At 69.2% G+C, this 22788-nt stretch carries 17 protein-coding genes; 8 read left to right on the forward strand and 9 right to left on the reverse strand.

What is annotated here, in order from left to right; translation table 11 throughout:
• Window positions 1–2 precede the first annotated feature (2 nt).
• From ACN27B_RS15300 to ACN27B_RS15315, 4 genes are all read right to left on the reverse strand, one after another.
• Window positions 3–4046 (reverse strand): Eco57I restriction-modification methylase domain-containing protein, encoded by a 4044-nt coding sequence (locus ACN27B_RS15300; RefSeq protein ID WP_422745599.1) that lies wholly within the window; start codon window positions 4044–4046, stop codon window positions 3–5.
• A complete protein-coding gene (gene drmD, locus ACN27B_RS15305; RefSeq protein WP_422745601.1) occupies window positions 4043–7273 on the reverse strand; it encodes a DISARM system SNF2-like helicase DrmD in 3231 nt (1076 codons plus the stop codon). Before drmD ends, ACN27B_RS15300 begins: the two co-directional genes overlap by 4 nt.
• 527 nt (window positions 7274–7800) lie before the next feature.
• Complete coding sequence (locus ACN27B_RS15310; protein ID WP_422745603.1) at window positions 7801–8076, reverse strand: GntR family transcriptional regulator; 276 nt, start codon at window positions 8074–8076, stop codon at window positions 7801–7803.
• A gap of 88 nt (window positions 8077–8164) precedes the next feature.
• Window positions 8165–10525, reverse strand: coding sequence for a HelD family protein (locus tag ACN27B_RS15315; RefSeq protein ID WP_422745605.1), 2361 nt, complete (start codon window positions 10523–10525; stop codon window positions 8165–8167).
• A 417-nt stretch (window positions 10526–10942) separates the two neighbouring features.
• Here ACN27B_RS15315 and ACN27B_RS15320 point away from each other — a divergent pair, with 417 nt between their 5' ends.
• Window positions 10943–11752, forward strand: a complete 810-nt coding sequence (locus ACN27B_RS15320; protein ID WP_422745607.1) for a ComEA family DNA-binding protein — start codon at window positions 10943–10945, stop codon at window positions 11750–11752.
• Between the two features lie 51 nt (window positions 11753–11803).
• On the opposite strand, the gene ACN27B_RS15325 is transcribed toward ACN27B_RS15320, so the two are convergent.
• Window positions 11804–12259: a hypothetical protein gene (locus tag ACN27B_RS15325; RefSeq protein WP_422745609.1), complete on the reverse strand. Its 456-nt coding sequence runs from the start codon at window positions 12257–12259 to the stop codon at window positions 11804–11806.
• Window positions 12260–12785: 526 nt separating this feature from the next.
• On the opposite strand from ACN27B_RS15325, the gene ACN27B_RS15330 reads away from it, so the two are divergent.
• Window positions 12786–14045 carry a hypothetical protein gene (locus ACN27B_RS15330; protein WP_422745611.1) on the forward strand — a complete coding sequence of 420 codons (1260 nt, stop codon included), beginning with the start codon at window positions 12786–12788 and terminating at the stop codon, window positions 14043–14045.
• Between the two features lie 127 nt (window positions 14046–14172).
• Here ACN27B_RS15330 and ACN27B_RS15335 read toward each other — a convergent pair whose 3' ends face one another.
• On the reverse strand, window positions 14173–14721 hold the full coding sequence (locus ACN27B_RS15335) for a GNAT family N-acetyltransferase (protein WP_422745984.1): 549 nt from the start codon (window positions 14719–14721) through the stop codon (window positions 14173–14175).
• A gap of 17 nt (window positions 14722–14738) precedes the next feature.
• Window positions 14739–16163 carry a helix-turn-helix domain-containing protein gene (locus ACN27B_RS15340; RefSeq protein ID WP_422745613.1) on the reverse strand — a complete coding sequence of 475 codons (1425 nt, stop codon included), beginning with the start codon at window positions 16161–16163 and terminating at the stop codon, window positions 14739–14741.
• Between the two features lie 304 nt (window positions 16164–16467).
• On the opposite strand from ACN27B_RS15340, the gene ACN27B_RS15345 reads away from it, so the two are divergent.
• From ACN27B_RS15345 to ACN27B_RS15360, 4 genes are read left to right on the forward strand one after another with little or no spacing between them, the layout of a single operon-like run.
• Window positions 16468–16680, forward strand: coding sequence for a hypothetical protein (locus ACN27B_RS15345; protein ID WP_357622076.1), 213 nt, complete (start codon window positions 16468–16470; stop codon window positions 16678–16680).
• Window positions 16677–16919 (forward strand): DivIVA domain-containing protein, encoded by a 243-nt coding sequence (locus tag ACN27B_RS15350; RefSeq protein ID WP_422745615.1) that lies wholly within the window; start codon window positions 16677–16679, stop codon window positions 16917–16919. Before ACN27B_RS15345 ends, ACN27B_RS15350 begins: the two co-directional genes overlap by 4 nt.
• Window positions 16912–17175, forward strand: a complete 264-nt coding sequence (locus tag ACN27B_RS15355; protein WP_422745617.1) for a hypothetical protein — start codon at window positions 16912–16914, stop codon at window positions 17173–17175. The genes ACN27B_RS15350 and ACN27B_RS15355 overlap by 8 nt, the downstream gene beginning before the upstream one ends.
• Before the next feature lie 10 nt (window positions 17176–17185).
• Window positions 17186–17566 (forward strand): hypothetical protein, encoded by a 381-nt coding sequence (locus ACN27B_RS15360; RefSeq protein WP_422745619.1) that lies wholly within the window; start codon window positions 17186–17188, stop codon window positions 17564–17566.
• Here ACN27B_RS15360 and ACN27B_RS15365 read toward each other — a convergent pair.
• Both ACN27B_RS15365 and ACN27B_RS15370 read right to left on the reverse strand, forming a co-directional pair.
• Window positions 17563–18090 carry a flavoprotein gene (locus tag ACN27B_RS15365; protein WP_422745621.1) on the reverse strand — a complete coding sequence of 176 codons (528 nt, stop codon included), beginning with the start codon at window positions 18088–18090 and terminating at the stop codon, window positions 17563–17565. The two genes, ACN27B_RS15360 and ACN27B_RS15365, sit on opposite strands and share 4 nt — an antisense overlap.
• Window positions 18091–18188: 98 nt before the next feature.
• Entirely contained in the window at window positions 18189–20402 is a 2214-nt protein-coding gene (locus ACN27B_RS15370) for a choice-of-anchor J domain-containing protein (RefSeq protein WP_422745623.1), read from the reverse strand.
• A gap of 213 nt (window positions 20403–20615) precedes the next feature.
• Here ACN27B_RS15370 and ACN27B_RS15375 point away from each other — a divergent pair.
• Window positions 20616–21415 (forward strand): IS5 family transposase gene (locus ACN27B_RS15375; RefSeq protein ID WP_422743332.1). Its coding sequence is split into 2 segments (ribosomal slippage): window positions 20616–20952 and window positions 20952–21415, totalling 801 coding nucleotides; the frame shifts between segments, so codons are not numbered across the junction.
• Window positions 21416–21469: 54 nt separating this feature from the next.
• Window positions 21470–22750 (forward strand): AAA family ATPase, encoded by a 1281-nt coding sequence (locus ACN27B_RS15380; protein WP_422745625.1) that lies wholly within the window; start codon window positions 21470–21472, stop codon window positions 22748–22750.
• Window positions 22751–22788: the final 38 nt, after the last annotated feature.

The following is a 22788-nucleotide window of genomic DNA, read 5'->3' on the forward strand; positions in this document are numbered from 1 at the left end:
TCCTATCCCCAGTTGATCGACAGTTGCTCGGCGTCGGCGGCGGCACGCGGCTTCGGGATTTTGGCCGGCCTGCCGCGCGAAGACTTGCCCTTGTTGTGCAGGCCGCGCTTCTCCTCTTCGGCGAAGCGGGCGAAGTTCAGCTCCAGCAGGCGGTCCAGGATCTCCTGCCGAACGGTCGGTCCGACGGTGTAGCGGACGCCCTGCCTGGTCTCGTGGAAGTCGTGGTCGAGCGACAGGTCGTGCCAGCCGTACGCCTCGGTGACCGCGTGGTCGATCTCGACGTGGATGGCCCGCAGCTCGGCGATGTCCGCAGCGCGCTCCTCCGAGTTGTGCACCCGGTTGTACGTCTTCGTCAGCCCCTCGTTCCGGTCGAGCATCAGCTTCCGCCGGTACGAGTCCAGCCGCTCCCCAGCCGCCCGCGTCCGATCGGTCAACCTCGGCCGCGCCAACGTCTCGAACACGTCGGAGGGCGTGTAACGGATCCGCGTCTCGAGCGTCGACGCACGGTCGATCGTCCACCAGTAGTGTGGTGCGCTTGAGAGCAACGCCATATCCGCTGCGTCTGAAGTAGCGAACACACCAAGCATGTGCGAGAACACCTGTCCGGTGGGCTGAAAGATCGGCATCACGACCTTACTAACCAGAGCAATAGTCAAGACTCTGTCAAAGCCTTCGATGGCGTTCTGCATCTCAACGCGCGCTCTGAGGAAGCGCCACCAGAGGTCCCGCGCTCCTTTGTCGTTGTTCCTGTCACGCTCAGGCTTGACGAGCCTCCGGACTTGATCCATGCAGGCGGCGTACTGCTCGGCCCGTTCCAGGGGCCAGTCGCGGAAGTTGATGACCCAGCGGCTTGCAGATGTATCCGGGCGAGAATTCAGGTCTTCGCCGTTCAAGTAGGGGAAGAGCACTTCGGCATTGCGTTGGTCGTTGGCAATTAACTGCTTAGCCTCGTCCGGAGTCATCGTGAAGCCGAGCCCGAGGATGATCGAGCCCTGGAAGGAGAGAGCAGCATTGGCGGCAAGGCGATGAGGTGTACCGCTCACGCGGCTGGCGGCGTCAAGGGCCGGCGTGATGGCACGGACCGTGACGTCATCGAGCACGGTTTGCTCGCACTCACCGCGCTGGCCGAGCCAGACCTTTGCCACCTCCAACGTTGCCTCACCCGGCCATGGGGTGCTCTTCACCGCCCGAAGGATTGACCACCCGGCCTCCGTTAATTGGTCCAGCCCCACCTCCCGGCTGTGGCCCTGGCCGATGGTGTTGGTGGCGATGAGGCCGGTCCGGCCGCCAGGGGCCACCTCGGCGGCGCGGAGGAAAAAGTAGGCGACCAGGTCGGCGCTGCCCCGACGGCCGCCCGCGACCCAGCGGACCAGGTGGTCGCGGTAATCGGTGCCCTGCGATCCGGTGATCTTTTGACCGCCTTGAAAGGGCGGGTTGCCGACGACGGCGGCGAAGCCGCCATTCTCCATCACCTCGGGGAACTCGAGCGGCCAGTGGAAGCACTCCCGCTCCGGCGCGGACTCCGGCTGCCCCTCCTGCAACCACTCCCGCGTCAGCGCGCGAAGCTGCTCCTTGGCCGCCGCCTTGCCGGCGAGCACTCCTCGGGTGTGGCTGCGGACGGTGGCGAGCGCATTCTCGTACTCCATCGGCGAGCGGCCCCGGGCCAGCGCGGCGGCGACCACGCCGTCGGCGATCAGCTTCAACGCCTCAGTGTGCCTGTCGGCCTTGGCCAGCAGCGCCGCCTTGTCCTCTGCGTCGCGGACGTCGCGGATCGGCATCGACTCCAACTCGTGGCGGTATTCGAGTGCGTCCTTGACCTCGCTGGACATCACCCCGGCGGTGTCCTCGAAGAAGGTCACATGCCCGGCGATCTTCCGGCCCTGCGCCGGGTCGAGGTGCAGGTGGAGCAGCTGATCCAGGTCGGCGATGCCGAGCAGCGAGTCGCCTCGCCGCACCGCGTGGTCGAGGAACTCGAAGGGCCGGTTCTTGGCCAGGGTGACAAGCCACATGGACATCTTGGCCATCTCCACGGCCATGTCGTCCCGGTCGACCCCGTAGAGGCAGCGGTCGGTGATCAGCCGGCGGGCGTAGAGCAGCCGCTCTTCCTGGGCGTCGGCGGTGTCACCGTCCGGCACCCCGTCCGGCAGGCCGTCGCGCTGCCACGCCTCGACCAGGCGGTTGGCCAGATACCGGCAGGCGGAGACAAGGAAGGCGCCGGAGCCGACCGCGATGTCCGCGACCCGCAGGGCCAGGAGGTCGTTGGCGGGGCGTACCCGCCACTCGTCGTCCGGTCCGAGGCCGTCGGCGGGGCCGGGGGAGTAGCAGAGCGGGTCGAGGGTGTGCTTGACGATCTCTTCGGCGAGGTGCTTCGGCGTGTAGTGCGCACCAGCCGCCCGCCGGTCACCGACCTGGGTGACGTAGACGGCGCCCGGGCCGTACACCAAGGGGCCGCCGCGCAGGTCGGGCCTCAGCAGGCCCCAGTAGGGCAGGACCCGCTCGGTGATCGCGTCGTCGCCGCCGCAGGCGGCGCGCAGGTCGGCGTAGCTCGGCCCGTCCGGCTTGTCGTCGAGCCAGCGTTGCACCTGGGCCGCGTTCACCTTGCGCTTGCTGCCGAGGGACATCTCCCGCACCAGGTACGGGATCAGCTCGGCGTCCTCAAATGCCTCCAGGGTGGAGAGCGGGATCTCCGGCTGGGCCGGACCGCGCAGCGCCAGCACCGTCTCCATGGCGCGGAGTCCGGAGTGGTCGAGCAGCCCCTCGTAGACGTACCCGATCTGCTCGACGTCCAGTGAGCGATAGGAGAGCGGCATCGCCTCGATGCTGGCGCGGCCCTCCCGGCGCAGCATCAGCAGCCGGTCGAGCACTCGCAGCATCGTGCGGTCGTCCACCCGCAGCTGTTCCAGCCATGGGAACCGCTTCGGGGCAAAGAGCGACCCGCCGTACGCGGGAAGCCGCAACGCGTCGTGCCGCGACCCGCCGTGGACGGCGCGGGACGTGGCCAGCAGCCGCCCCCAGGCGGAGTGCCGCCGGTCCAGGATGTCCTCGGTGAGCCGGTCGGCGTCCGCACGCAGCCGGTCGAAGAGGCTGTGCATGGCGTACGAGTCGGCGTAGAGACCCTGTAGTGGCAACAGATGGCGGTCCTCGGCGTAGAGCAGGAAGACCATCCGCATGGTGGCGGTGACCGCGCCCCGGTACACCTCGCGCGGTGACACCTCCGCGAGCACGGTGCCGCCCAGCTCCCGGTCGGAGCGGGAGAGGGCGTCGACCAGGTGCTCGACGGCCGAGCGAACCTGCGCCCCGAGCTGCCCGGTGACCGCCTCCTCGCGGTTGCCGCTCTCGTGCAGCAGCGCGTTCAGGTGCTCGTCGTCGGGTCGGGCGAACCACCGGGGCCCGCCCAGCAGCTCGGCGAAGGCGGACAGGGTGACCGGCTCGTCGACCCAGATCTCCGCGTCGAAGGTGGCCACTCCGACCGGCAGGTCGGCGGCGGCGTGCACCACCGACCACCGCCAGCCGTTGGTGACCAGGCCGACCGGGTTGCCGGTGGCCCGGCACAGCTCCACCATCCGGTCGACCGGTGAGGCCGCCCAGGTACGGTCGGGCAGTACCTTGTCCAGCCGCGTGTCGCTGGGCCAGCATGCGACGAGCACCTCGGGAGAGCTGCCCGCCATCAGCACGATGTCCGGGCGGAGGGTCTCGCCGGCGGCGGGCGGACGGTAGGCGAGCGCGGCAGGGACAGCGGAGTCCCGCACCGCGGCCCCGTACGCCGGGTCGCCGTCGAGTTCCCACTCCAACACCTCGCGGAGGACGAATTCGACGAAGAGTTCGACCTTGGCCGGCTCGGCACGCAGCTCCTCGACGGCCAGCGCCAGTCTGTCCCGGACCACGCTGCGCACCGGGGCGCAGCCCTGCGGCAGCGCGGTGTCGAGCACGTCCAGGTCGAGGAAGGGTTCGACGGTCTCGACCAGTGCCAGCCACTCGGCGTGCGGGCTGATCCGCTGGCCGGGCCGGGCGCTACGCGCGCCAGATCGGCGGGACTTGCCGGTCATCGGGTGGCCCTCCTCGGGATCAGGAACTCCACGGCCACTGGGAAGAACCGGGGCGTCGGGTCGGCGTAGCGGCGTCTGACGGCCTCGCGGGCCTGGGCGATGTCGTCCGGGACGCGGTCCAGCCGGTCCCGCAGTGCCTCCCGGTCCCGGTGCAGCTGCATTCGTTCGTCACTGCTTAGGTCGAAGAGCGCCAACTGCTCGTGAGGGGTGTCCTGCAACGCCTTTCTGATGGCGGCGCTCAACTCGCGCAGGGTCTCCTCGGCGGCGCGTGCCTCCTGCTCGGCGTTGGCCTCCAGCATCCGTTCGATGCCACCCTGTCGCTCGTCCCGTCGGCGTTCCAGCGCCTTGATCAGCGCCTTGCTGACCTTCGGCAGCAACTCGGCCAGGCGCTCGGCGAACTCCGGATCGCACGGGGTGGTGCTGTCCCGAGCGACCGCCACCGCCTGTTCGGTCTCCCGCACCGTGGCGAAGGAGGCGAAGCGTCCCTGCCGGAGCCAACCGCCGGCGGTGATGATCTGCTCGTGCAGGCGCGTACCGGCGCCGCCGGTAACCACCAGCCGGCCGTGGGCCAGCACGGCGGGCTCGGCCAGCGCGTCGTCCGGCACAACCCGGGCGGTGACCCGGGACAGCTTGGCCTCCCGGCCGCCGGACCACACCTCAGCCCGCAGCAGCCGCAGGCACTGCTGCACCAGCGGGTGTCCCAGGTGCAGGTGCACCACGTCCTGGCGACTGTGCCGCTGATCCGTCGGCTTTGCGGCGGCGTCGTCGAAAGTCACCGGGCGCGCGCGGCCGGTGCGTGGGTGCACGATGCCGGCCACCGCCCAGGCCCAGTCGTCGGCGAGCGGCGGCACGGTGAAGAACTCACCCTCGAAGCCGGGGGTGGCGGTGGGTTGCAGCGGCTGCTGGCGGCCCAATCGCAGGCCCACCTCGACCACTCGGCGCACCGCCGCCGGGTGCAGCCGGAGTCCGGCTCGGCTCTCGTGCAGCTTGCCGACCAGCTTCCCGAGCTCGGCGGCCAGCTGCCGTTCCACCGCGAGCACGGCGCGCTTGGCGGCGTCGCGCTCCGCGGTGGACGTGTCCAGTCCGGTGCGCCGCCGTCCCAACATCGCCTCGGTGACCTGGTCGGCGATGACCGGCCCGACGCTGCCGAGGTCGGTGCGGATCTGCTCGACCTTGCGCACGGCTTGCGCGAGGAAGTGCAGGTCGCCGTCGAGTGAACCGGGCAGGACGTCGATGGTGGCGCCCTCGGTGTATCCGGCACCGACGAAGTGGTGGATGAGCACCTCGTCCGCCTGCTGACCGTGTCGGTCAATCCGGCCGTTGCGCTGCTCGAGCCGGTTGGGATTCCACGGGATCTCCCAGTGCACCAGCCGGTGGCAGCGTTCCTGAAGGTCGATGCCCTCGCTCGCCGCGTCGGTTGCCAGGAGAATGCGGATGGGGGAGTCAGCGGCGAGGAAATCCTTCTTGATCCGATCGCGCTCGCGGGTGTCCAGCCCGCCGTGCAGCACCTCGATCCGGTTGTCGACGCCGTAGCCGTGCGCCTCCAACTGCTCCTGCAACCAGCGCAGGGTGTCCCGGTACTCGGTGAAGACGATGACCCGCTCGTCCCGATCCGGTCCGCTGATGCCCTCCAGCCAGGAGAGGAAGAGGTCGAGTTTGCTATCCGCCTGGTGCTTCGCCCGTTCGGCCCATACCCTCATCCGGTCGAGCAGCTCGCGGTCCGCGTCGGTGAGGGTGGGTTCGGCGTCGCCAGCGGCCACCAACGCCCGTCGGGACAGGTTCTCGTACGAGCTGTCGTCGTCAGCCCCGGTGTCGAGGGCGTCCTCGACCGCGGCGAAGGCGTCCCGCAGCACCGAGGTACGGGGCAGCTTCTCCTTCGCCGGTCGGCCGTTCTCCATCGAGGCGATGTGGGTGGCCAGGGTGCGGGCGAATGCAGCTGGTGAAGAGAAGAGCCGCTTCTTGAGCGTGGTCAGTGAGAACTCCACCGCTACCCCGGCCGCTTCCCCCTCGGCGTCAATGCGGCGCACCCGGGAGTCGGTGTAGGCACGCAGGTCCTCGTGGACCTGCCTCTCCTCGGCGGTGTAGTCGACCGGCAGGGCGACGATCCGGCGGGGCGGGAAAAGGGGACGCCCGTCGAACTCGGTCGTCAACTCTGACTTGAGGCGGCGCACCATGATCTGCTTGAGCTGCCGCTCGTCCGGCGGCACGCCCCGGGCGAAACGCTGGTCGTCCAGGAGCTCCAGCAGTGCGGTGAACGACTCGAGATAACCGTTGTGCGGAGTAGCCGACAGGAACAGCCGGTGCTCGCAGTGCGGCGCCAGCTCACGGATCGCCTTTGTCCGCAGCGAGTCGACCGCGTACTTACCCTGGCCGGTCGGCGCGCAGGAGTGAACCTCGTCCACGACGAGCATGTCGAAGGCGCGGGGCAGCCGAAACTCTTTGGGCAGCGCCTCGCGCAGCATCCGCGTGGGTCGGTCCCGCTTGAGCCAGTCGATGCTCATGATCAGGCGTGGGAAGTGGGTGAAGGGGTTGACCCGTACACCCCGTTCCCGCCGCAGGTTGCGGACCAGTTCGGTGTCCAGGACCCGGAACTCCAGCCCGAACTTCTCCTGCATCTGCTCCTGCCACTGTATGCAGAGGCTGGCGGGACACACGATCAGCACCGTCCGGGCCCGGTAGCGCAGGATCAGCTCCTGGATGACCAGCCCGGCCTCGATCGTCTTGCCGAGCCCGACGTCGTCGGCGATCAGCAGGTTCGCCCGCGGCATGGACAGGGCGCGGACCAGGGGGTCGAGCTGGTACGGCTGAATGTCGATCCCGCTGCGGAACGGCGCCTGCAACAGGCTCCGATCGGCGCTGGTGAGCGCGCCCCAGCGGACGGCGTCGAGAAAGGCGTCCAGCGTCTGCGGGTCGTCCAATGTCCGGCCCTCGCCGAGGGTAGGGAGCTCCGACGACTCGTGGGCGCGGGCACCGGACTCCACCTCCCACACCACGCTCATCGTCTCGTCGAAGCTGTCGTCCTCGATGGAACTGAGCGTCACCAGGTTCTCGGCAGTCCCGGCACCGTTGGTGGCCCGGTCGGAGGTGATGGCGCTGGCCACCCTCTCCGCCACCACCCAGCGTCGGCCCCGGACGGTGACTAGCTGGCCCGGCGGCGGCGCGGAGGTGGTCACCGGGTCCTGTGGCCGAGACGGCGTCGGACGAGATCCCACTGAGCTGACCGACATTCGTGCCCCTCCCCGCGCGGCCGGCTGTGTCACCGGGGAATCTCGGTCCTATTAAGAAAACCTTTCGTCCCCCGGTCACGGCACGCTACCGGGACCGTGGCCGCGCTACCAGCCCTCGAAGATCATCGAGTTGGCAGACGTCAGCGCCGAAAGGATGAGGAGGCGGCGAGTCCCGCCCAGGGGACTGACCATTGAAGCCGAAATGTTATCGTTTGTTCTTCGGGTCAGCCGTCGTCGGCTGAGTTGGCTAGACGCGTGGCAAATATCCGACAGCCAACCAAAGCCGGCAGGTGGGCCAGCGGTAGTCAGGCGAGGGCGCGAAGGAAGCAGGCCTCCCGCCAACTCGGGTCTTCCCGTTCGTCGACAGCGGTCCAGTCGTGCCAGCGGTGGCACATCTGGATCGGCCCGGTCGACGCGCCGGGAACGAGGACGCCGCCGGTGAAGGTCGGCTTCACCCAGCCGTGGGCCGGCCGTACGGCGCAACGGCCAGACAGTCGGCGTCGGCGACGCTTTCGCGCAACCCTCGACTACCTGTCGGCGCGATCGGCGACGAACACGCCCAAGCCTTGGTGGCCGTACAGCTCGCCGGTTTCGATGAGGATGGTAATGGCCTGGCGGACGGTGGACTGACTGCCGACCTCGTACATCTCGGCGAGTGCCTTGGTGGACGGCAGCTTGTGGCCAGGAGGCCACTCGCCCGAGGCGATGCGCCTCCTGTCTCGCGGACGCGCTCCGCCGCCGTGGCATGCGCGGCGCGTCCCTGCTCGGTCAGGGTGACCGCATCGCCGTCGTACCGCGCCCATCCCCGCGCGACCAGGCCATCAGCGCACCATCCAGGTCCGCTGCGAGTCAACGGCGGTGCACTGCGAGCAGCGCTGGTGGCTTCGTGGCTCAACCCTCTGCGTCGAGGACCTCGCCCGCTCTGGTCAGTACGGACTTCCACAGGTTCGGTGCGACAGTTTCGCGGAGCAGCGTGACCACCTCCTCCGCCGCCAAGTCGATGAACCGCTGGGAGACATTTCCTCGCGGTGACGGAGCGTGGGAAGGCACTGTCACTGGACGGGGGCCAGCGTGCGAGGAGTCCTTGACCTCGGCCGCGTTCAAGCCATCGTCGGCCGCATCCGATTTCGAACCGAGCAACTCATCGAGGACTTCTCCCCACGGGTCGGGTTCCAACTCCGACCCTTCCTCTGCATCGACCGCATCCGCCGTCGCCCCGACAGAGCGTTCGTCGATGCCGTTTGTCGTCGATTCGTCACGGTCGTCTTCAATGGCGAAAGGGCTTCCGACGCAGACGATGTCGAGATACCGGGTTGTTCTCGTCAGCGCGACATACAGCAGGCGGTGGCCGCGGTCGTCCTCGGCGACGATGTCTTCCGGCTCCATGACGACGACCGCGTCGAACTCGAGGCCCTTGGCTTCCTGAGGACCGACCAGGTTGATTCCCGGGCCGAGCTCACCGGCCGACGCGGCGCGCCAGGCCACGTCCTTGGCCGTCAGCTCTTGCTCGGTGTCCGGACGGCAGGAAGAGGGGCAGATGATGGCCACGGATCGACCGTGGGCGGCGTGCCCCATCGCGACGCCAACGGCCTCAGCCGCACGCTCGTCCTCCTCGATCCGGTGGATGAGCGGCTCGGATGGACCCTCCCGCACGATCTGCGGTGCCTGCACCGTGGGAGCGGCGATAGGCAGGAGCTGGGCCGCCAGCTCGAAGACCTGTCGGGGCACCCGGTAGCCGTACCGCAGCTCTTCGCGGACCCTGGGAAGATCGGCAGGCAGGTGATCGAGGACCTCGTACCAGTCGTCACGCGCCCAGTGACCCGTCGACTGAGCGATGTCCCCCACGATGGTCATGGAGCCGTTCGCGGAGCGGCGGGCGACGGTTCGCAGTTGCATGGGGGAGAGGTCCTGCGCCTCGTCAACGACGATGTGCGTGAACCGGGCCTCCACGCCATTGATGAGGTGCTCGGCCTCGTCGAGCACGGCAAGGTCGACATCGCTCCAGGTCTCTTCCGAGAGCCGATCGGCGGGCCGCCGGTGCAACAGTGAAACCTCCCGGGCTGTGAACTCGTCGCCGGCCGCTCCCATCAGCCGGTCGCGGGAGCCGTAGAGCTCACGCAGGAACGATGCGGCGGTGAACGACGGCCAGAGCCGGTCCATGACGGGATCCAGTGCCGTGCGCAGTCGTTGCGGGTTCACGTGGACCCGGGGGGAGATGAGGTCGGTCAGCAAGTCGCGGAACAAGTGGCGACGTTCGTTGTATGTGCCGGCGCTCAAAAGGCACCGTGCTATCAGCGGCAGGAGTTCCTCGGCGGCTACCGGCACCGGGCGCCCCTCGACCTGCACCTCGATCCAATGCTGCCCCTCGGGCGGCCCGACCCGGGCGTAGAGCGCCCGCTGCACGAGGCCAACCATCCTGCCGTCGCCCTTAAGCTTCACGACTTCGGGATCCTCGTGGCGGCCACGCTTCACCGGAGGATGCAGCTGGTTGATGTCACGTTGCTCAATGCTCGTATCACCCAGGCTGGGCAGCACCGTTCGGGTGTAGCGCGTAAAGGTGGGGGTCGGGCCGATGATGAGCACATCCTGCGCCGAAAGCCGATCCTGATGATTGAACAGCAGCCAGGAGACTCGGTGCAGCGCAACCGCGGTCTTGCCGGTGCCCGGTCCGCCCTGGATGACCAGCAGTTGGTCGATCGGGGCGCGGATGAGGTCGAACTGCGCCGCCTGGATCGTCCGGACGATGTCCTGCATGGTGCCGGTGCGGTTGCTGTTGAGGTCCGCGAGGAGTGCGTCGTCGACACCCTCGTACGCCTCCAGCTCGGCGACGTCGGCGGCCAGTTGGGCGAACACGATGTCGCTGAACGACTTGATCGTGTTGTCCGAGCACTCGAAACTGCGCTTGAGCCGGAGGCCGAGCGGGTCGGTGTGACTTGCCTCGTAGTAGCAGGCGGCCGCAGGTGCCTGCCAGTTCATGACGAGCAGCTCAGCGTGGTCATCAAAGATCGCGTGGTGGCCGATGTAGAAGACCTCGCCGTCCTCGTAATCCATCCGGCCGAAGGCCACCGGTTCGTCCGGCCCGCCCATGCGGTCCAGCCGCGCCTGGGTGTCCTGCCTGATCCTCGCGGCGGCGCCGCTGTTGGCGGCAGCGCCCGCCGCAAGGCCCAGCGTCCGGCGCATGCGCTCGCGGTGGTCCCACGCCACGTCGAAGTACTTCTGTTCGCGACTCAACTCTTCCGCGAGCACGTCCATCCCGCACCTCCCGCTGACGTGGCGCACACCGTAGGGCCTTGCTCCGACAAAGTCCGGCGCCCTCGTGCGGAGCCGAGGACACCGGGTTGATCCAGCAGGTCCGCCCAAGATCCCCTGACCGTACGGTCGGTCAACGATCTTGTCGCTCGGTCGAGTGCATGTTCGCCGGCTCAACCTTTCGTCGCGGCGGACGACCGATCGGGGCTATGGACGGGCGCGACCAGCACAGGGCGCAGGCAACGCCACGATCGGACCGGGTGGCTGTGCGCGGTTCACCGATCCGTCCACCTGGCGATACCCGCCCCGCCGATGCTTCCCTGCCAGGAGTGTTGCAAGATCGTCAAGTTCTGAGGTGGCGGCTGAACGGCCGAGACCCGAGGACCAACGTGAGCGTTCAGCGCCTGCAGGAGGAGTGGGATGTCGAGCATCTCTGACGGAGCATGGCAGCCACCACAGGCGCCCCCGAATCCGGGAGCGAGCCGGGGCTGGCGGATCCGGCACAGCCTCTGGCTGCTGCTGCCCATCGCCGGCTGCGGCTTCCTCGCCGGGGCCGGATTTCTCTACGTCGGCCTGCGGGCTCGACGCAGGGCGTGGTGGGTTGCCGGCATCGTCTACCTGGTCGTCGGTTGGACGTCCTTCGCCACTGTCGGCGAGGCGGACAAGACGAGCATCCTGAGCACTGTGGCAACGGTCGTGCTCATGGGGGTGTGGGTGACGAGCATCGTGCACGGCTTCGTGATCAACCCGTCGTGGCTGCGCTGGCGGGCTGGCCACGTGCCCTGGCACGCCCGGCCCCAGGCGCAGGCGCCCACCTGGCACGGCAACCCGTACCCGCCGGCGCAGGCGGTGCCAGCGTCCGTGCCCACCTCCACGGCGCCCCCCGTCGCTGAGACGATGCCGCAGACTGGCGTCGAGCCCGCTGACGGGACTGCGGTGACGCCTGTGCCCGCTCAGCCGTCGCCGCCGGCAGCGGCGCAACCCCCGTCGGCGCCGGTGACGGCGCCCGCAGGGGCTCTGGATGTCAACGCGGCGACGTTTGAACAGTTCGCCGGCCTTGCTCACTTTCATCTGGAGCGGGCGCAGCGGGTGGTGGCCGAACGACACGTGCGCCGCGGGTTCGGCAGCGTCGAGGAGTTTGCGGCCGTCGCGAACCTCGCGCCGCACGAGTTCGCTGACCTCAGACAACTCGTGACCTGCACACCCCAGCAGGAGCTGGCTGCCGATTAGTCGCTGCCCGCCCGCTCGACCACCCGGCCCAGTGCCCGGCGCTGGCGCCCCTCAGTGGTGTTTGCCGTCCGCGCGGCGAGCCAACGCCGCCTCGAGGTTACCGGCCATGACCGACAGGGTCCGGACCGTCTCGGCGTACTGCTCGGGGGTGAGCCCGCGCAGCAGCAGCCGCCGCGTCTCGCCGACGCGCTCCGCCGCCGTTGCCGTGTGTCGCGCGCCCTCCTCGGTCAGGCTGAACGTGTCGCCGTCGTACCCCGCCCACCCCCGCGCGACCAGGCCGTCAGCACCGTCCAAGGCCGCTTCGAGTCGGGGTACGCCATCCGGCCAGAAGGGTGCGAGCGCCTGCTCGATCTCCCCGCGGCTGCGCGCCGCGCCGGAGAGCACGTTCAGGATCTGCCACTGCCGGCGGTCGAGGCCGAGGTCGCCCAGCGTCGCGTCGAACTGCTCCTCGATCAGGTTGTGCAGGTGCTTGAGCCAGTAGCCGATCGGCTTGTCCGCGTCGCTCACAACTGCCTCCTCCCGGGTAAGCCCTTCCACCACAATTCAACCGGGATCGGCGCACCACCAGACCTGCTGCCTCCAGACCACGTGAACCCGCGTGGTTCCTGGCACGTCGTGAAGAACCCGGTGGCATCGGCCGGGGTCACCACGAGAACATTGCAGGCCCGTCACCCCGCCGGGCTGCGACGGTGTCGACACTGTCAGCACCATGACGCGCTCGTGACGCTCGACGTGTCCGACCTGAATCCCTCGTCGAGGTCCTCGGGTCGGGTCAGCGGTGGGCGCTACTGATCCTCCGGGACCTGGACCCCTGCCCGTCGACCATCACCCGGCGAGCCTCACCCCACCAAATGTCCGAAGAGACCGATAACGAAGAGCGGTGACAATCTGGGCAAGGACCACGGTCTGCGGCCCGAGGTTGTTGTTGGTGTCGCTGCCACCGCCTATGGTGGGTGTCGCTTGGGGGAGGGGACAAGACGTGGCCACTGGTAACAAGGCACCCGTGCCGGTATGGACACTCGCTACGGAGGCCGTGAGCGTGCCGGACGTGCTAGGCGATGAGGGCATGACACCCGCCCGCCTTGCAGAACTGAGAACAGTACTGGCAGCACTTGCCGATTCCCCCATTGCCACGCTGGAAGCCCACCCGGTGTCAACCAAGCGCGATCGGAACGGCGGGATTTCGCTTCATGCAGCCAGTCCCCTCGCTCATCAGTTGTCGCAGCTGGTGGCTCAGACAGCGAAGTCAGCGCCTCCGACGCTGAACGTCGCTACTACCGGTGACGTGCTCTACCGAATGGTGGTGCCGGCAAAGGTCGCCGCACAGGTCGGTAAAGGACTTGTCCAGCCCATGGCTTCGAAGGCAGCTGCAGGAGGTGTTCACGGCGCGCTGGTCAGCTCCACCGGCATCGCAGCCCAAGCCACGTTTGTGCCCGTTGCTGGCAAGGCCGCTGTTGCGGGTGCTGCAACCGGCTCGGCCACCACAGCTGGTGTGGCGGCGGCCAGCGCCGGAGCGTTGACCGTGGCCGCGCCACTTGTGCTGATGGCCGTCGCGGTCGGCGTCAGCGCCTACGCTGATCACCAACGCCAGGAAGCGATCGAGCGAATCACCGACCTCCTGGAGCAGTTGCACGAAGACAAACTCGAGGACGAACGCAGCGAGTTGGACGGTTGTCGTGACGCGATCGACAAGGCCACGTCGGTCCTCCTGGACCAGGGCAGAGTCGGCCTGTCCCTAGGACTGGATTCCTCGTCGTACGCGATCAACACGGCGATCGAACGAGCCAAGCGTCGGCTCAAGAAGTGGCAAGATGCGCTAGCTAAGCTGCCCGACGGCCCGGTTGAAGCTGCTGCATTGAAGGAATCGTTCCCCGGTATCAACGAGGAAGGCGGCGCATTCCGCGCACACTTGGAGCTTGCACGACTCGCCATTGCTCTCAAACGTCGAGTGCTTGTGCTTCAAGCAGTTGAACACGTTCAACGAGAGGGAGCGAACCATCCGTTCAAAAGCTTTGTCGGAACGTTGCACGAGGACGAGCGCCGCATAGATGAGCTGGAATCAGGCATCAACTCGGTACTCCTCCGACTGTCGACCCTCGAATTGAAGCGTCCCGGTGGTTTCCGCAGCATCGTGTTCACGCAGGGAGAGGTGGACGACCTCCTCGAGGCCGTATATTGCCTTCGCGCCTTGGGCGATGGGCTCAACCTGGGAATCCACCAATCTGACGTTGCGATTGAGATCGAACGAAGCAGCGACGGATCGCTCGTAGTGTTCCCTGCAGTCGCTGTCTAACCGGACGCCGCGCTGCTTTGGAGTTGCCCCGTCTGTGCTATCGGCTTCGGCCAGGGTCGTCGGCGGTGAACTCGGCGGCGGCGAGGGCGCGCAGGGTGGTGCGGGTGGTTGCCAGGTCGGCTAGGGCCTAAGCGCGATTGTTCTCAATCAATCTCGACATGATCGGCTTCGTCCGCACCTCGAACAGGGGCGCACCGTCCCAGGACGGCCGGAGCCGCCCGACCGGCTGCCACCCCCAAGCGTCATACGCATGCTGGGCAGCGGCGTTGTCCGGCCGCACGAGCAACGCCGCCCGTTCCTCAGCCCGACTGCCCATCAACTCGTCGTGCAGTGCCCGAGCGATACCTCGGCGTTGCCAAGAGCGCCGCACCACCAACTCGCTGACGCCAAAGGTCCGTCGGCCGTTCTCATCCGTGAAGCCGGACGACATCGACCCCTGAATGCCGTCCCACCACCGGGTGTCCGCGCCGAGCGGAAACCCGTAGATGTAGCCGACCAACTCGTCACCGGGCCAAGCCGTCACCGCTGCCCAGCCCGGGCGGGGCAAGTGCGCCGCGAGCTGCCGCTCGTACCGTTCGACGGTGTAGAGCGGCCCGTCGTCGGCGTGCGCGTCCAGATACACGTCCACGAGTTGTGTCAGCACCTTCTCGGCGTCAGCGGCGGAGTAGTGGCGCATGCGCACGTTTTGCACCATCAGGCCAGCGACCCGTCGTACACGTCGAAGAACTGTCGGGCCTCGGACACCGCGCGGTGAGCATCGAGTCCGGACCGCACCTCGGCGAGCAGGCGCAGGGTCCGTCCGGAGCGCACCTGGCGAAGCTCAGGTAGGACAGCCAACGCGGCCTGGGCTGCGCCCGGCACATCGCCTTGGCGGATCGAAGCCCTGGCGAGTTGGACCGTGGAGTAGACCCGGTTACGTCGATGCGCATCAGGAGGGCTGGCCGTGATCGCCCGGAAGCAGGCTGCGGCTCGGTCCGGCCGGTCGAGCGCGAGGTACGAGAGCCCGTTGATGGCCGTGACCTCCTGCTCGGTCACGAACGAGATGAAGGGCAGGTCATCTTCGTGGCTGCCTACTTCGAATGCACTGCGGGCCTTGGTCATCTCCCGCTCGAAGCCGAACGTGTCCCGAAGGATGGCGTGGGCATGAGCTGAGCGAAGGTGGAGCAGCGTAGTCAAGCGCGGTGTAGTCCAGCCGGCAGCGGCACGCAACGCTGCTTCGGCGCAGTGCATCGCTTCGGCTGGCCGCTCCTCGCGGAGTAGCAGCGACATGCAGGCGAGGGCACGTACCTCGACGCGAGCGTCGTCGGCGATGCGCGCTCGGGCGATGGCCTCGTTCAGGTAGGGCCTTGCCTCGGGGCGGCGGTCCGCGTCGATAGCGAGCCAGGCTGCCTGAATCGCCAGATGTGAAAGTGCGCTTTGAAGCGCTTCGCCCACTGACCGGCTGTATGCGGTCTGTCCAGCCCAGGCGGACAGGCGCTTATGCACCTGCATGGCGATGTCACAGAGCGCGTCCGCGCCTACAGCCGCATCCGCCGAGCGGAACTGTTCGACCAGTGAGGCCGCATACCGCACCTGCTCCATGCCGAGGTTCGGCGGCGGCTCCGCCCCGGCCTTCAGCAGGTCTAACCCGCTGCCGGCCTCGACGCCAGCCAGCACGGCCAGAGCGTGAAATTGACGGCGATTCGTACTACCACCTTCTTCAATGCGTGCGCCTGACCACACTGTAGGCGCCGGCTCACCCGGTAGGGCGAACCAGAGGCGCGCCGGGGGGATCTTGAGCAACGTGGCCCAGTGGGTCAGTCGGTCGAGGTGCACCAACGCCGGCCCGTTCTCGATCCGGCTCAACTGGGCCTGCGTGATGCCCAGCCACCCCGCCACCACGCTCTGCGGCAGCGGGTTCCGCCCGTGGTACGGGTGGTAGCGGTACGCGCGGATCACCCGTCCCAGGTGCCGTGACACGAGCGCCAGCCGCACCGGTTCGTGTTCCCAGAACGACGCCGGCACCACCGGCGGTGCGCTCAGCCGGTCGCGCTCGGCCGCTTGGCAGGGCGCGCACCGGCCGCTGTTGTTGTCGCGGGCCAGGCGTCCGCCGCAGCGGGGGCAGTTCGTGCGTGTCACCGGCAACCTCGCTCCGCGCGGGTGGCTGTGTCCGATATCGAGCCTATCCATTCAAGCGGCTCCGGAGCGTGACGGTATGCATGCCGCGCATATCGACGAAGGCGACGCCTCCATGCGGAGCGTGCATGTCAACGACGATCACCAGGACATACGGCAGACGATGCCCAAGGTCGACAGTCGGCGTACGGCCCGGGGCGGGTGCTGGGCTCCGGCGGCTTCGCGTCCCCCGATCGCGGCTGCCCACCGACCCCGCCCGCCCCGGCGCCACTCCACGACACACCCCCGACCCCGGAGGCGCCCACCGATGTCCGCCGACTTTCCCGTTCCCACCCCGGTCACCGACGACGACCTTCTCGTCGCCGCCCTCGCCGTGCGCGTCCACGTTCCGGAGCGCTGGCCGCAGGGGCCGCTGTGCCGCAGCGAGCGCGTCCCGTACCCCTGCCGGCTGGCCCGGTGGGGGAGGGCGACGCTCGCCGCGGCCGGTGTGCCCGACGAGGCCGTGGGGGTGGCCCGGTGATCTGGGTGACCGGGGAGCGGGTGCGGGCCTGGCAGGTGCGCGCGGCCGTCTTCGACACGCGCTGGCGGGGGCTCGACCGGGCGCAGGTGCACGACTACCTGTGCCGGGTGGCCGACGAGATGGACCGGCTCGACCGGGAGCTGACCACCGCGCGTACCGAGTCGGAGCGGATCCGGCAGGCGCTGCGCCAGTGGCAGTCCCGCCACCACGGCTGCCAGCGGCGGGGCCGCGATGACTGAGCCGCGCTGGATCATCCACCTGCCGACCACGCTGACCAGCCGGGCGGCCGCCGCCGAGCTGGCTACGGCGCTCGCCCGGTCGCTCGGGCACCTGGACGTGGTCGACTTCGGTGAGACCACGCTCAGCGAGGAGGACGCCCAGCACCTGCGCCACCGGGTCTGGTGCGACGTGCGGCTGCCCGACGGTGGGCGCTGCCCGCTACCGGACGGTCACGCCGGGTCGTGTGGGGCAACGGAGCTGCGCGGACACCGGTAGCGTCGCCCGGGTGCTGGACACCGAAGACCTGCTGGCCGGGTTCACGCCGGCCCTGCCGTACACGATGGAGGTCGTCGCCGGCGCGCCGGCCGCGCCCGGCGTGCACCTGGTGCTCGACGGCGGTGTGGTCGTCTACGTCGGCTACACCGGCAACCTGCGCGCCCGGCTGCGGCAGCACCTCACCGGCAACCGCGACTCGTCGGTGCTGCACGACCAGGTCGGCCTGCTCCTCGACACCCCGGGCCAGGCCGCGACCCGCGACGACATCGCCGGGTGGCTGGGCCGGCGCGAGGTCCGCTGGCAGGAGACCGACAACCCCGAGGGTACGAAGGAAGCGCTGGTCCTGGCGCTACGCCCCCGCTTCAACCGGCAGGTGCCCCGGTCCCGTTAGGCGTCGGGTCGCGCCGCGCGCAGCGCGTCGACCACCGCCGCCCACCGGCTCGGCGTCATTTCGTCCGGTGACCGCAGCACATCCCCGTCGTGCACCACCACCCCCGCCTCGCGCAGCCGCCGCAGGTTCGGCCGGTAGGCGGGATGCGCCGACAGCGCGGCGTTGACCCGGGGAAACACGTGGATCGGCAGTCCCGCGCCGAGCATCTCGTTGAGGACGCCCAGGGCCAGCGTGTCGCTCGCCCCGACCGCCCACTTGTTCAGCGTGTTGAAGGTGGCCGGCACGACGGCGACGGCGTCGGCCGGCGGGTGTGGCTCGGGGTCGCCGGGGCGGCGCCACTCGGCGCGTACCGGATGGCCGGTCTGCGCGGCGAGTTCGTCGCGGTCGAGCCAGGTCGCGGCGATCGGGGTGGCGATCAGGCAGACCCGCCAGCCGTCGGCGGCGAGCAGTTCGGCGAGCTCGCCGATCCGCTGGGCCGGGGGAGCGGCGCAGACGACGAGGTGGAGCACCGGCGCTTCACTCATGCCCGCAGTTCTACCCGGAAACGGCCCCGCCCGAGCACCGTCGTGGATGCTCGGGCAGGGTGAGGTGTTAAGCGGGGGCCCTTCCTCTACCGGAGCCGTTAAGAGGGGGCCCCTCCTTTCTGGGTCACCCCGTTGACCTTAAGGGTGTACGGGGCGTACTGCTGGACCTGCTCGGTGGGCTCGTCGTAGGCGACCACGGCGACCACCTTCGGGGCGAGCGCGAGCAGCGCGAGCTGCACCCGGTTGAGCGTCAGGCTCGACCTGCCGTCGAACTCGAACTGCCAGGCCAGCGAGTGCTTCTCGTCCAGGCCGATGAGTCGCACGTTCCAGTTGTGCACGGCGACCGGCTTGATCTCGGTGGGCGAGTCGAACGGGGCGAGGCTGCCGCCGTCGCTGATCGTCGTGCCGCCGACGGTGATGTCGTCGAGGAGCAGGCCGCCCTCGTTGACGCCGCCGTCGCTGACGTAGCGGAAGCCGAGCAGGATGTTCTTGCCGGCGTACGCGGACAGGTCGAAGCTGTGCGGCTCGAACCCGTCGGTGGTGCCGTTGAGCGCCGGGCCGAGCGGACCGTTGGTGGTCCGGTCGCCGGCGATCGCCGTGTAGGTGGCGCCGCCGTCGGTGGAGACCACCACGTAGCCGTAGTCGAAGCCGACCTCCGCGCCGTACTTGGCCAGGAAGCGCAACGTCGGGTCCGTGCTCGGCACGGTCACCGGGGTGACCGCGGCGGCGTCAGTGTTGTTGGCGTTGCCGGAGAACAGCACCGGGTTGCCGGGACGGTCCGGGTCGTTGTTCACCACGGTCCAGGCCAGCGGCACCGCCGGCAGCGTCTTCGCGCCCTGGAACGACAGCGACCGCAGGTCACGGCCGCGCAGCGGGGTGCCGTCGGCCTTCGTGAGCGGGACGTAGTCGGCGCCGTTGGGCGCCGCGCCGGGTGTGGCGTACGCGGCCGGGTTGGCCAGGTTGACGGTGGAGCGCAGGCTCTTCGTCGTCACCCGGCTCTTGGGTACGCCGAGCATGATGCCCAGGCGCGACTCCCCGACGATCTTGTCGACCAGCGTCATGGTCTGGTAGTCGTGGATGACCTGGTACATGTCCTTCGCGCCCTCGGCCTTGAGCGCCGCGTCCAGGCTGGCCAGCCCCTGCAGGTCACCGTCGTTGTGCAGCCGGTGCACGATGTCGGTGCCGTAGCGGTCGTAGAGGAACTGGATGAACGCGTACGCGTTGCCGTAGTCGGCGAGCACGGCGTTGGGGTTCGGGCTCTCCCCCCACAGGGTCAGCGAGTTCTCCGGCCCGCCGCAGTCGCGCGGGTTGGCGTTGTACGGCGTCCGCACCGTGCCGAAGCCCTGCTGGCAGTAGAGGTGGCTGTCCGCGCCCCGGTCGAAGACGGTGGCCCTGGTGTCGACGTACCCGGTGATGGTCTGCGCGAAGTCGGACAGGCCCTCGTTCATCCAGGTGGTCTCGAACGGGTCGGTGTAGTAGTGCGCCAGGTGCTGCCACTCGTGGGCGAACGTGCCCTCGTAGCTGAATGGGCGGGCCGGGCGGCTGGTGCACAGGTCGTCGGTCGGCTCGTCCGGCGGGTTTGCCCCGGTGCGGTGCAGCCAGTCGAACGCGTCGACGGTCATCACGTTGCGGTCGAACAGCTCGTTGAGCTGCGCCGAGAAGAAGCCGGCGACGTAGGTCGGCGCGGCCGGGAAGTCGTAGTAGTTGTCGTCCCGGACGTTGTCGATCAGGGTGACGGTCTTGTTGCCGCCGCCGCTGTAGTCGCCGCCGTTGCCCTGCGCGTCCGGGCCGAGCTGGGCGTTGCTGCCGTCGCGGTCCGGCGGCCGGCTGAACGCGACCGTCTCCTTCGGGTACATGTTCGTGTCGAACTCGTGCACGAAGCTCTGCACCTGCGCGTCGGTGATCTGCGTGGACGTGGGGATCTGGTTGCGGCAGTCGTCGGCCGGGAACGCGATGTCGTTGGCGACCCACACCTCGACGTTGTCACCGACGCCGCGCAGCGTGTAGTCCTTGCGGTAGTAGGTGCCCTCGTAGTCGTCCAGGCCCAGCCACTGCCGGACCGTGCCGACCGGCGGGGTGGCCGCCGCCGCGGCCTTCGACCGGGACTGGGCGCGCTTCTGGTAGCGGGCCGGGGTCTTCACCGGTTTGCCGTCGAGCGTGAAGTCCTTGCGGGTCAGCTCGCGGGTGTCGTCGGTGACCGGCTTGGTCGTGGCCCGGGCCGGCGCGGCCGAGGCGGTCGTGGCGGGCAGGACGCCGAGGAACGGTAGGACGAGTGCGATGGCTGCGGTACCGGCGATCCGGCTGCGTGCCATGTGCCCCCCTCTGCGGGTGTGCGGATCCGGTCGACGACGGGATCCCCGTCGTATCCACCGGGATGACATTCATGGTCGTTCGTACGCCATATGGTTGCCTTTGGCAACGGGTTGAACGTGTTAAGAGGTCCTAACTAAATGATGTTGGGCGTAACCGACCGGATGTGAGGGTCGTTTCGTCTGAACGTGAGGAGGGGTGAGCAGCCGCCGTGGATGGTCTCGGATGAGTTGTGGGCCGAGATCGCACCGCTGCTGCCACCCCGCCCTCCGCGGCGGAGCCGCTATCCAGGGCGTAGACCGCTGGATGACCGCAAGGTGTTGTGCGGGATCTTGTTCGTGCTCTACACCGCGATTCCGTGGGAGTACCTGCCCCAGGAACTCGGGTTCGGGTCGGGGATGACCTGCTGGCGCAGGTTGCGGGACTGGAATGACGCCGGGGTGTGGCAGCGGCTGCATGAGGTGCTGCTGGCCAGACTGCGCGGCGCGGGGCACCTGGACATGTCCAGGGCGGTGATCGACGGCTCGCACATCCGGGCGCTCAAGGGCGGCCCAAAACTGGTCCGAGCCCGGTCGACCGCCGCAAGCCTGGCTCGAAACACCACGTCATCACCGACGCCGGCGGGATCCCCCTCGCGGTCACGCTGACCGGCGGCAACCGACACGACTCCACCCAGACCACCGCCCTGCTCGACGCCATACCGGCGATCCGCGGACGCCCAGGCCCACCACGGCGGCGCCCCGACCGGCTATACGCCGATCGGGGCTACGACTACGACAGCCACCGCCAACACATCCGCGCCCGCGGCGTCACCCCCGTCATCGCCCGACGCGGCACACCGCATGGCTCCGGCCTCGGCACCCAACGCTGGGTCGTCGAACGCACCATCGCCTGGCTGCACTGGTTCCGCCGCCTGCGCATCCGCTGGGAAATCCGCGACGACATCCACCAGGCATTCCTCAGCCTCGCCTGCTCCCTCATCTGCTGGCGCCAACTCCAACGCACCCAGAGTTAGGAGTTCTAAGAAGGGGACCCGCCTCTACCGGATGCGTTAAGAAGGGGCCCTTCCTTGCACGTGGTCGAGAGTGTGCTGCGCGACGTGCGCGAGGGCGCGCACCGCGGCGTCGTCGTCGACTCGCCGCCGGGCGCCGGCAAGTCGACCCTCGTCGTCCGCGCGGCGATCGAACTCGCCGTCACCGGTGACCCGCTGATGATCGTGGCGCAGACCAACGAGCAGGTCGACGACCTCATCGACCGGCTCGGCCGGAAGGCGCCCGAGCTGCGCGTCGGCCGACTCTCCGCGGCCGACTACCGGCCCACCGAGCGGGTCACCGCCCACCCGGCGGTCCGGGTCGCGGCGAAGGTCGCCGACCTGGGCGGACCGGCGGTGACCATCGCCACGGCGGCCAAGTGGGCCACGGTCACCGAGGGCACCTGGCCGTGGGCGATCGTGGACGAGGCGTACCAGATGCGCGCGGACGCGCTGCTGCGCGTGGCCGGGCGGTTCGAGCGGGCGCTGTTCGTCGGCGACCCGGGGCAGCTCGACCCGTTCTCCACCGTCGAGACCGCCCGCTGGACCGGTCTGACCTGGGATCCGATGCAGTCGGCGGTGGCCACGCTGCTGCGGCACAACCCGGAGCTGCCGGTGCACCGGCTGCCGGTGTCGTGGCGGCTGCCCGCCTCCGCCGCGCCGGTGGTGTCCGCCGCGTTCTACCCGTTCACCGGCTTCCGCGCCGGCACCGGGCCGGCCGACCGGGCGTTGACGTTCACCGAGCCGGGGCCGGGCGACGCCTACGACGCCTCGGTCGAGCTGGCCGCCACCACCGGCTGGGCGTTGCACGAGCTGCCGGCGCGGCACACGGTGCGTACCGACGGCGAGGCCGCCGCGGCGTGCGCGGAGCTGGCGCTGCGGGTGCTGGCGCGCGGCGCGGTCGCGGTCAGCGAGGCCGCGCCCGGCGGCGCGCCGGTGAGCGCGGACCGGATCGCCGTCGGCGCCGCGCACCGCGACCAGGTCGCGGCCATCCGGTCCCGGTTGGGCGCGGCCGGCGCGGGCATCACCGTGGACACCGCCAACCGGCTCCAGGGCCGGGAGTACGACGTGACGATCGTGCTGCACCCGCTCTCCGGCCGGCGCGACGCGACCGCGTTCCACCTGGAGTCGGGGCGGCTGTGCGTGCTGGCGTCCCGGCACCGGCACGCCTGCGTGGTGGTGGCCCGGGCCGGCATCGGTGAGCTGCTGGACGCGTACCCGTCGACCGAGCGGGTGCACCTGGACGTGCCGGTGAAGTTCCCGGACGGCTGGGAGGCCAACCAGACCGTGCTCACCCACCTGGACGCGCACCGGGCCTGACCGGTCGAGGTGGCCGGTCCGAGCGGATCTTCCGGCGG

This window comes from Micromonospora sp. WMMD754, from assembly GCF_049315235.1.
Classification (GTDB): Bacteria; Actinomycetota; Actinomycetes; order Mycobacteriales; family Micromonosporaceae; genus Micromonospora; species Micromonospora sediminicola.